The sequence below is a fragment of the Phormidium pseudopriestleyi FRX01 genome (assembly GCF_017313335.1).
Classification (GTDB): Bacteria; Cyanobacteriota; Cyanobacteriia; order Cyanobacteriales; family Laspinemataceae; genus Laspinema; species Laspinema pseudopriestleyi.
Window position 1 is genome coordinate 1 of sequence record NZ_JAFLQW010000379.1, and the last position, 10,414, is coordinate 10,414.

A 10,414-nucleotide genomic window follows, 5' to 3' on the forward strand; every position below is an offset into this window, starting at 1 on the left:
CAAACCCACTACAACTAAACCCAAACCACAACCCAGAGCCAACAACCTCGAAAACCAAAAGACACCCTCACACGCCACACGAAAATCATGGTAAAAACCTCCCAGCACCCAACGAAACTTCCAGGGATGAGAAAGCCCCTGACGAGACCGATAAGTTTTTTGGGAAGTCGGATTAAGCGCCTGCAACACCTGTTGAGCCGCCCAGCGTTGCCGTCGATTCTGCTGCAAACATCCCTGCACAATTCCCGACAATTCTGACGGAATTCGCGGTAAGTTGAGATGGCAATTCATCACCTCCCTCAGCAGTTGAGTTTGTCCATCAAACTGATAAGGAATTTTCCCTGTCACGGCGCTGATAATCATAATTCCCAATGACCAAATATCCCAGGCTGTGGAAATGCGATTCTTGTCCCCCCAGGCTTCTGGAGGCATATAGGCAATGGTGCCAATGGGATTTGAGGTTTGGGCATAACTCTGGTTTCCTAAGCTGCGAATTAAGCCAAAATCCGAGGCTTTCCAGGTGTCTTTTACCCAGAGAACGTTTCCGGGCTTTAGGTCACGATGCACTTTATTCTGACGGTGTAGATAGTCCAATCCCGCCGCTACCTCGGTAATCAACTTTTGGGTTTCGGTCACGGAGAGTTTCCCCTTTTCAAGTCGGTTTTGTAGGGAATATTCTGCCTGTTCCATGACTAAATATAACAGGTCAATGTTATTAAACCTTGATGCCCCGGCGGTATGGGAGCGAATCAGATGAGGATGGTCGAGGCGAGTGGCTTCCATTAACTCGATGAGTTGTCGGTTGTCGTTATCGGGAATAATTTTAACGGCGACCTGTCGTAATATGCGATCGCGAACCACTTCATCGGCTAGAAAGACTGCGCCAAATCCTCCGGCCCCCAAGAATTCTCGGAGATGGTATTTGTTCTCAATCACGGCTCCAATGAGCATTTTATAGAGCATTTGAAATTGGTTCACGATTCTAACCTTTAAGACGAATTTTACGGGTTGGCATGGGTGCTTTAACTGTAGCCTTGTCAAGGTGTTTACATCAAGATGACTCACTCAAGGAGTCATTACGAACGTTTGTAGTCACCCCTTTAGGGTAGCCCTGTCAAGGTGCAATCCCACGAGTTTTCGTTCTTTCTTCAAGACTCTATAGGGTTCAAACCCTAGCTCTGAATTGGTGCCTCATTTAATGACGAAAAATCGTGGTTTCTTGTAGGGGCCTGCGCATTGCGCCCCTACTATAAATACGCCTTGACAGGGCTACCCGTTTAGGGCTAGTGCTTTAAACTGGCTGCTGAAACTCAGCAACCCTAGCACTCCGATTAACTTAATGTCTAAATCGGGTGTAGCATATCTCGCCGGAGTCTGGGTATTTGTGAATATACTCGATTAACCCAGTGGTGGGTGATGGCGATAAGTCCAGCTTAGGCGGGTTGAGGGAGAATTTCTATGGTAGATAGATGGAAGTTGGATGAAAATTAGATGGAATTGGTGGGGTGGAGAGGTTCGGGGAATCGGTGATTGACCACAGGAGTTGAGGTAACCTGCCCACTCTACGGCTTCAACTTTGGGTAACAGAGGTTTAAAATGCGGAAAGTCTTCCCATTGGCGATTGTCTTAACCCGCTATGACTGGTATTCCTGATCCCATCGAACTTGACCCACGCCACACTGCTAAACATCTTCCCAATACGCCCCAATCTCAACGTCTTTTGCAACGCGGTCTTGCTGCTCACCTTTTCCTTGACCTCGCTACAATGGAACGAGTTGCAACGGCTATCATCGAATAAGGTGAATATCTCGGTGAAATCCGAGGCTATAAACGCTATGGTATGTTATTCACTGAGCCGATTGGCGATCGCCTTAGCCCCAATCTTGAACGAACCCCTTTGTACTATGGTGAACTTAAAATCGACTCCAACAATCGATACCACGTCATCCCCCGTACCCGCCCCAGTCGCACATGACTGGGAATTCGTGGAAATATGGCTCGACCCCCTGCAAAATCCGCCTTATGTCCTGCTGCTGCGGGGTGACAATCGCGGCAACTGTGAAATTCTTGACCCCGCTCAAAACTACGCTCTCATTTTTGCCAGTTGTGCCTACGAAGACGCTCAAAACTGGCTCCTGGAAGACGAATACGAACCCGTCGAAGGTCGTTTGAATTTGTAGTTTTAGGCATAATCTTTAAACCCGAATGCGGATTCCCCGTTGTTGCATTTCGGTTTCAAACTGTTGGCGAAAGGCGGCTATGGCGGGAACACCTGTAAAGTAAACTTCCCCGCTTGTCGCGGAAACAAAGCTCAAACCGGCTGAATTATCCCCCTGCGCTAACTGTTGGGTGACGGTGGCTTGATATCGGGATGTGAGTAACAATAACCGCTGATTCCGAGACCCCCGCCAGAGGAGGTTATCATGTTCCTCTTGGCGGTATTGTCCATCTACAAGTAAATCAAGTCGTTGCAATAGTTGCCGTTGTGCGTCGGTTCCTTGCTGCTGGAGGGTTTCCAGGCGATATCCCGTATAGCACATCACGCCTCGCTCTCGCTGTTGGCGGAGGGTATCAATCAGTTGGATTAAGGGGTCGGCTTGCATCATCGGTTCGCCACCGGAGAAGGTAATGCCTTCGATGTCCGGTTGGGCGAGAATCCAATGGGCGAGTTCTTGGATGGTCAGGGTTTCCCCGCCGCGAGCATCCCAGGATTCGGGGACAATGCAGCCCGGACAGGCGAAGGGACAGCCTTGAACCCATAAAACGGCTCGTTGTCCGGGACCGAGAACTTGCACGGTCGATTGCCGTCGGAAAATCTGGAGGTTAGTAGTCATGGTTGATGTAAAGAATAGTTTTTTTGGACTGTTTTAGTTTGTGATATTAGGGAGCATTTCCGGTCCCCTCCCCTTAGCAAGGGGAGGGTTAGGGTGGGGTCCGAAAGCCCTCCCCAAGGCATCGGTCCGGGTTGGGTGGGGTGACGGCGTGAAAGGTTAGGAACAGTCTGAATGCCTGATATAGCTAAGATTTTCGCCTTGACAATTCTGGGTGAAGTATTAACGTGGAGACCCCACCCTAACCCTCCCCTTGGCAAGGTCCGGGGACCGGAGGTACACTTGAGCATAAAAAACCTACTCTTGTTAGATCCCCTCTGTTCCCTCCTCAAGACATCGGTCCGGGGGGTGAACTGTTCGTTCATTGAGATGCTCCCGTGAAATTGTGCGGTTTGTGTTATAATTAATTCCCAATTATTAAGGATGAATTTGGAGACTAAACCTGTCACCATTCACAGGAGATATTCAGAAGATATCCAAGGCGGCGGATGGTTTTTAAGGAGTGGTTGGGGTCAGTTTCGGGGCTGTATTGTTGCAAGATTTTGCGAATTTCCCGGGCAAGACCGTTGATTTCTAGGGAGTTGTGATTTTCTTCGTTTTGCCAGATAGCTTCGATGAGGTCTTGATAGTGACAGACGATGGGTTCACCTTGGTTATCTAGGTTCCTTTGTGCCATGTAGGTCAACATCTGGTTGACTTGAGGACGACAGTCAATGGGCTGGCGTTGGCCTGTGCTTTGGTAGTATAGGGTGGCATGGGCGATTTTGTAGATGAATTTGCCCTCCGATGGGACAGGGAGGGGAGGGGAGGATTGTGGCTGGCGTTGGCTTTTTCGGGTGGTGTTGGGGTCATGGAAGGTCAGCCGCCAGGGGCCGATCTGGATGACTGTACCGGATTGCCGGGCTATTTCCGATTGGTGAAGGTCGTAGAGGGTCTGATCTACTTGAACTTGGGTGCCGTTGGTGCTATGGTCGCTGATGATCCACTGACCTTTGTTTCGGGTTAGGGTGCAATGTTTAATCCGGGTAATTTGGTGGTCGGGGTCTTCGGTTAAGGCAATCTGGTTTTCGGGGAGTCGTCCGATGCTATAGGAAATATCCCGCAGTTCAAAGGTGTTTTGCTGTCCGCTGGGGGAGTGGATAATGAGATAGGGGATTAGGTTAATCATGGGCATGAGATGAACTCGGAGCGATCGCCCCCCTAGTTTACCAGAACCTAACTCCGCTATTTGGAGCTTGTAACCCCAGGGGTAATCGACAGCAGAATGGCACTGATATTGTCCTTTCCGCCTCGGTCTAAGGCGTTTTGAAGTAAATCTGTTAAGCGGGTCTCAGGAGAGAAGGACGGGTCCGATCGCAGGTGTTGGATTTCTGCATCAGAGAAGTAGTTGTGTAAACCATCACTGGACAGGAGCAGGATATCATTTGGTTGTAGGGAACGCAGGGGAGAGACTTCGTTATCTTCTTGCCATTTCGGGTCAATAGAAAACTGTCCGGTTCCTTCACGACCTCCCAGACAGGAGGTGACTTGCGATCGCCGGGGATGAGTGGCGACTTGTTCGGGGGTAATTTTGCCAATTTCTAGTAAAACCCGCACAATGGAATCGTCAGCGGTTTTATACAAAGGTACGTTCTCTCGCAGATGATACAGTCGGCTATCTCCAGCATAGAGATGAACATAATCTTGGGGGGTAATAATCGCGGCGACGACTGTTGACCCCATCCCCACCAGTTGGAAACTCTGGCATCCTTCGTCACGGATCGCCTCATCAGCTTCATAGAACTTAGCTAATAACTGGTTATAGATGTCTTCTCGACTTTCGGGTAAGGGTTGAGCCACCAATTTCTCAAAGGTTTCAATGGTCAGTTGGGCGGCGCGTTGTCCTCCGCGACCTCCACCCATGCCATCAGCAACGACGGCTAAAATAGCGGCATGATCAGGCCAAGTCTTGACTAAAATCTGGTCCTGATTTTCCTCACGAACCTTGCCAATATGGGAAACCCAAGCGAGACTCGCCCAGGGCAAATGTTGCACTTGTAAGGGTTGGGAAGGGGAAGATGAGTTATTCATCATGAATTTATGACTTCTAGTTCAAGGTTACCCAATTTAATCCGGCTTCCCAGTTGTAAGACAACCGGATGAGAATAGGGCTGATCGGGTAGCGATCGCAGTTTTTCACCGTTGATGGTGGTGCCGTTGCGACTGCCTAAATCCCGAAGTGTGAGCTGTCCCTCTTGCCATTGTAATCAGGCATGATGGCGAGATACCATAGGAGGGTCTCCGAGTTCGCAGTCGCTGAGGTCGAGGTCTACTTGGGTGTGAGGGGGGTCGTTGCGTCCGATGAGGATGCGGATCTGAGTGAGGGGAATTGGTCGCTGTTGTTGGGGGCCGTTGCGGAGGATGAGAAGGGTTTTATCAGGGCTGAGTCGCTGTTGTCCGGGGACGGGATCAAGTCCAAATCCATTCATGAGTTGGGGTTTCCTGTTTTGCGCGTGTCACGTAAGAGTCCGGTGACTTGACCGGGGGTGAGTTGTCCAGATTGTTGTAAGGTTTGGAGTTGTTGGGCGGCTTGCTGCATGATATCGGTACGACCGGATTTGTAGGCGGCGACTTGGATGTTGGTGAGCAGTTCTCCGGTGCGGTTGGGGTCTAGGCTGCGGGGGAGTTCGCTGCTGTTGAGGTTGATGTCCCAACCGAGGCGATCGCGTTCAACTTCTCGATTGACCTGTTGTGCGGCTTTGTAGGATTGGGTATGGGCGATCGCCACTTTAGCCGCGATCGGGGTTATCCCAGAACTTTGGATCTGAAGTTTCAGCACTTCTTGCTCAGAAATGGTGTCATGAACATTCAAGGGGGAACTCGGACCTCAATCAGAATATCGGTGGGTTCACGGGTGGAAATAGGGGGTAACACCAGTTCGTTGGGGGCCGTTTCTTCCAGGGGGAGATAGTCGGGACGGTAGCGACAGAAACTCTCAACGGAGGCTTGATTGAGGGGGGTGAGAATTAGTTGCACCTGTTCAAAACCAATGGATTGACAGCGGCTGAGATGTTGTGGCAATTGGGGTTCTAGGTGACTGGGGTCATCGGCGTAGAGAAATCCGCCACGACTGCGATCGCCTAACTGAACTAGAAAATCTGTATTAAAGTTAGCCGCATCCCCTAACCCCACGGTAAACAGGGTGATGCCCGCATTGGCAAAGTCTCGAACCCGTTCCACCAGAGGCATGGTATCCTCCAGAGTGCGACCTTGCCGATTGGTGGGATGTCCATCGGTAATCAGCACAGCCACTCGGGCAATTCCGGCGGCGGGAGGCAGTTGTGACTGTAACCAGGTTAAGGCTAAATCGGTGCGGGTCACGCCTTCGGCTTGTAAGCTCTCGATAGCGGCTTCTAGGGTATTGTGGGAGTGGCTGTGATGACCCAGAGGAGAGACTCCAGTGGCGAAACTTGCCAGAGGCAAGGCGATCGCTATCCCGTAATTGGCGCATCACGGTCCGACAAGCGGCTTTGGCCCCCTCTAGCTTGTTCCCGTTCATGGAGGAACTGGTATCGAGGGCGATCGCCATCTGGAGGGGCAATTGGGGCGAGTTGGCTTCAGGGGTGAGGCGAACGAGCCGGACATGGCGCGTGTCTTGAGAACTTATTTTGGCGGGTAAATCCCAGTCCAGTTGGAGGTCAAACATATAAAACTTAACGCCTAAGTGATTGATATTAGCCTATCAACGGTGTTTGGGGAAATCCATAGAAGATTCATGGAAGATAGATAGAAATTAGATGGAATTTTCCCGACCCTCTCCAAGACTCCCTCGTCCGTCAAGTGCGTAACTATCCCATTGGATTGGGACTCTCGGAACTGTGGCGATCGCTTCTCCCCCCTCACCCCCGGCCCCTCTCCTCAGTGGATGTAAACCTGAAATGACAGGAGATGAAGAACTAACCCTGTCAAGGTGTATTTGTAGGGGCGCAATGCGCAGGCCCTGGCAATGCGCAGGCCCTGGCAATCTGTCTATGTTAGGTTTATTTAAGGCCAAAGCCAATTTTTGAATGGCCGAATTATATAGCGGTGACCAGAGTTCTGAGGTACGTTTTTGGAGTGCGAGCATCTTGCTCGCAATTATCAAGAGCGAGCAAGATGTTTGCACTCCTCAATTATCAAGAGCGAGCAAGATGTTTGCACTCCTCAATTATCAAGAGCGAGCAAGATGTTTGCACTCCTCAATTATCAAGAGCGAATGAGTCCACCGAACCGCTATATATAGATTGTCATCATGATTTAGGCTCGCTTGTGACTTTATGGTATGTTATTAAACATGATAAGCTGTAGAAGCACTTAAATTGGATGCTCAACAGCTTAGAAAGATGCAAAGCCTGAGCCAAGGCGAAAGATATGCGGCACTCCGGTGCACTTGGGCTGAAATTCCTTCCCAATTTAAATGGCGAACAGCTTAACGAATCATGACCTCTTTCAGACTACCCGATTCTTGTAGCCTCTCTCAACCCTAATCATGCTGACTCCCCCACCTTCAGCGTTACAACCAGCGATCGGCACCCCGCGCAAACTCTGGTTGTTGATTCTGCTGTTTTTCTGTTCCCTCAGTCTTGTCCTCCTGTCACCTGGGTTAAGTCTAATGGTATTTCCCCCCCAACTTTTAACGGATCCGTTTCTGCAATTTCCCACCTCCAATTCTGTTCGGGTGGTGTGGTTTACGGAGTTTGCTGGGATTCAGCATCGGGTCGAATATGGGGAAAATGGGTCGAACCTTGTGGGTGCAACAACGACGAAACTGAGTCTGACTCGGGAGGATGAGCGATCGCATTTCGGGAGTCAAACCGAAGATGGATCAGTGTATCCGAAACCGACAGTCCGAGATATTTGGCGCCATGAAGCGGAGATTACGGGACTAACCCCTGGGGTGCGGGTCCCCTATTGGGTGACGAGTCTGCGGGAGGACCAGGTGGAAATCAAGGGCGATCGCTTCACCCTGGCAGCCAACCCTGAACCGGGTAGCGATTTGAAAATTTTGCTCACTTCTGATCATCAGTTAATGCCCATGACTGCGGCTAATTTACAAAAAGTCGTCGAAACCATCGGACGAGTCGATGCGGTGTTTCATGCCGGTGATTTAATCAATATTCCCGATCGCGCTTCGGAATGGTTTGATGACAATCGGGGAAATGCCTTCTTTCCCGTCATGCAAGGTCGCGCTCAGTATAACTTTAAATCCGAATCGGGGGAACAAGTTTATACCGGGGGTAAAATTATTCAACACGCGCCCCTATTTCCCACCGTCGGCAATCATGAAGTGATGGGCCGTTTTTCCACAGAAAAAGATTTATCCGAGCAGTTTATCGATGCCTTTCCCCGTCCAATTGCCGATCGCCTGTATGAGGAAAAGAGTGAAGAAATCAATCCTGAAGACTCTCCCGTATTGCGCGATCGCTGGTTAATTGACAACTCCTTTAATACCACCACCTTTAATGAAATCTTTAACCTCCCCAATTCAGAAGGCAAAAATTATTACGCCGTCACCTTTGGCGATGTGCGATTAGTTGTTCTATATATTACGAATATCTGGCGCAATCCCAGTCTCGGCCCCAAAACCAAAGGTCGATATCGAGAACGAGCAGATCATTTAACTCAACCGGAACAATGGGGATATGGACAACATATTTTTGAACCGATTACTCCAGGCAGTCCCCAATATCAATGGCTGGAACAAGAATTAGCCAGTTCCGACTTTACCGAAGCTAAATATAAAATTGTCATGTTTCATCATCCCCCCCATTCCCTCGGGGGAAATGTGGTTCCAGCTTATACCGATCCAGTGCAACGATTAGAATCAGATGGAATTGGGCGGATCACGGTGCGCTATGAATATCCGAAAGACAAAGATTATATTATTCGGGATGTTGTGCCATTATTGGAATCTGCCGGAGTCCAGTTAGTCTTTTACGGACATTCTCACTTATGGAATCGCTTTGTCAGTTCCAGTGGAATGCACTTTTTGGAATCCTCTAATGTGGGGAACAGTTACGGGGCTCATGATGAAGATAATCCCCGAGAAGTGCCGAAGAATTATCAAGAAACCTATGCCGCCACCGGCAATCCCAATGGCTTGGATCCGGTGATTCCCACCCTTTCTCCCCTTTTGGATGACAACGGTCAACCGTTACCCTATATTGCGAGTAATGATATCTCTGCGTTTAGTATTTTTGAAACGAATACAGGGATTGTCAGTAGTTACCGTTTTGATGCGCGAAACCCCAGTGCGACGGTGGTTAAATTTGATGAGTTTAAGTTAAAATCCTCCCCCTAAAACCTGGGACAAGAAACCGGGTTTCTAACATAACTGTTTGACTAGGACCAAAAATGAGGAAAGAAACCCGATTTCTCAACCTACCACAGAAACCGGGTTTCTAACATAACTGTTTTACTAGGACCGAAAATGAGGAAAGAAACCCGGTTTTTCAACTTTGAGAATCACTTTCCCTCTGCCGCTAAAGAATCGGGCATTTGCCAGATTTTAATAGTTTTATCACTGCTACCACTGACTAGGGTTTTGCCATCAGCAGTCATGGCTACGGCATTGACACTATCTGAATGTCCGGTTAAGGTTTGAATTTCCTGTTTGCTTCTGAGGTCCCAGAGTTTCAGGGTATGGTCTGAACTGGCAGAAACTAGCATTTTTCCGGCGGGACTGATGGCAATACTATTGATGCGATCGCCATGTCCGGTTAAGGTGCAAATCTCTGTGGCTGTTTTGATATCCCAGAGTTTAATGGTTTTATCTAAACTCCCACTGGCTAAAGTTAAATTATCCGGAAATATCCCCACGGAAGTTACCCCGTCAGAATGTCCCAATAACGGGGGAAATTCTTCCGATGTTTCGATATTCCAGAGTTTAATAGTTTTATCTAAACTGCCACTAGCTAAGATGCGATTATTCGGACTAATTGCCAGGGAAGTTACGGCAGCTAAATGTCCCGTTAAGGTGACTAATTCTTGTCCCGTGATGCCATTCCAGAGGCGAATACTTTGGTCGAGACTGCCACTGGCAAGCAGGGTGCCATCGGGACTGAAGGTGACCGCATTTACCCATTGTTTATGTCCCGTTTTGGTGAATAAAAGTTGTCCGCTTTGGGCTTTCCAAATTTTAACAGTTTTATCATTACTGCCACTGGCTAATGTCCAGCCATTTTGACTAATGGCGACGGAATTAACGGGGTAAGAATGGCCGGTTAGGGTGAGAAGTTCTTCGCCGGTTTTGAGGTTCCAGAGTTTAATGGTTTTGTCCCAACTGCCACTGGCGAGGAGTTGACCCTCGGCATCTAAGGCGATCGCACTGACGGCGCGAAAATGGCCGGTTAGAGTGGCCTGACATTCCATGCCGGGAGTTTGTAAAACTTCCACCGGGGAGACTGGGGTTGAGACCAAATTAGGGGACTCTGGAGAGGCATGAGGATTAAAAGAAGAGGAAATTTGGGTCAGATGAGACTGAAGAACTCGGGTTTCTTGTTCTAGTTGCTGAATCATATTGCTGGCGCTTCTGAGTTCATCTTGCTGCGATCGCAGGGTTGTCC

General features: G+C 49.2%; 10 protein-coding genes and 2 pseudogenes. 3 read left to right on the top strand and 9 right to left on the bottom strand.

The window, feature by feature from the left end:
- Positions 1 to 978, bottom strand: a 978-nt coding sequence (locus tag J0895_RS14400; protein WP_207088761.1) for a protein kinase domain-containing protein, incomplete at its 3' end; no start/stop codon positions are given.
- Positions 979 to 1,636: 658 nt separating this feature from the next.
- Here J0895_RS14400 and J0895_RS26980 point away from each other — a divergent pair.
- Positions 1,637 to 1,975, top strand: a pseudogene (locus tag J0895_RS26980) (DUF6972 family protein).
- 10 nt (positions 1,976 to 1,985) lie between these two features.
- Positions 1,986 to 2,180 carry a hypothetical protein gene (locus J0895_RS26985; RefSeq protein ID WP_422894336.1) on the top strand — a complete coding sequence of 65 codons (195 nt, stop codon included), beginning with the start codon at positions 1,986 to 1,988 and terminating at the stop codon, positions 2,178 to 2,180.
- Positions 2,181 to 2,195: 15 nt separating this feature from the next.
- Here the strand turns inward: J0895_RS26985 and J0895_RS14415 are convergent, their stop codons facing one another.
- The 7 genes and pseudogenes from J0895_RS14415 to J0895_RS14440 form a co-directional block, all read right to left on the bottom strand.
- On the bottom strand, positions 2,196 to 2,834 hold the full coding sequence (locus tag J0895_RS14415; RefSeq protein WP_207088763.1) for a 4Fe-4S single cluster domain-containing protein: 639 nt from the start codon (positions 2,832 to 2,834) through the stop codon (positions 2,196 to 2,198).
- A 442-nt stretch (positions 2,835 to 3,276) separates the two neighbouring features.
- Positions 3,277 to 4,005, bottom strand: coding sequence for an FHA domain-containing protein (locus J0895_RS14420; RefSeq protein WP_207088764.1), 729 nt, complete (start codon positions 4,003 to 4,005; stop codon positions 3,277 to 3,279).
- A gap of 50 nt (positions 4,006 to 4,055) precedes the next feature.
- A complete protein-coding gene (locus tag J0895_RS14425) occupies positions 4,056 to 4,904 on the bottom strand; it encodes a PP2C family protein-serine/threonine phosphatase (RefSeq protein WP_242541313.1) in 849 nt (282 codons plus the stop codon).
- Positions 4,901 to 5,065 (bottom strand): annotated as a pseudogene (locus J0895_RS25960) (FHA domain-containing protein); the annotation flags it as partial. The pseudogene J0895_RS25960 and the gene J0895_RS14425, both read right to left, overlap by 4 nt.
- A gap of 12 nt (positions 5,066 to 5,077) precedes the next feature.
- Positions 5,078 to 5,299, bottom strand: coding sequence for an FHA domain-containing protein (locus J0895_RS25965; protein WP_242541314.1), 222 nt, complete (start codon positions 5,297 to 5,299; stop codon positions 5,078 to 5,080).
- On the bottom strand, positions 5,296 to 5,682 hold the full coding sequence (locus tag J0895_RS14435; protein ID WP_207088765.1) for a hypothetical protein: 387 nt from the start codon (positions 5,680 to 5,682) through the stop codon (positions 5,296 to 5,298). The genes J0895_RS25965 and J0895_RS14435 overlap by 4 nt, the downstream gene beginning before the upstream one ends.
- Positions 5,679 to 6,293, bottom strand: coding sequence for a VWA domain-containing protein (locus tag J0895_RS14440; RefSeq protein ID WP_207088766.1), 615 nt, complete (start codon positions 6,291 to 6,293; stop codon positions 5,679 to 5,681). The genes J0895_RS14435 and J0895_RS14440 overlap by 4 nt, the downstream gene beginning before the upstream one ends.
- Positions 6,294 to 7,338: 1,045 nt before the next feature.
- Here J0895_RS14440 and J0895_RS14445 point away from each other — a divergent pair.
- Positions 7,339 to 9,150 (top strand): purple acid phosphatase family protein, encoded by a 1,812-nt coding sequence (locus J0895_RS14445; RefSeq protein ID WP_207088767.1) that lies wholly within the window; start codon positions 7,339 to 7,341, stop codon positions 9,148 to 9,150.
- Positions 9,151 to 9,314: 164 nt separating this feature from the next.
- Here the strand turns inward: J0895_RS14445 and J0895_RS14450 are convergent.
- Positions 9,315 to 10,414, bottom strand: a 1,100-nt coding sequence (locus J0895_RS14450; protein ID WP_207088768.1) for a WD40 repeat domain-containing protein, incomplete at its 5' end; no start/stop codon positions are given.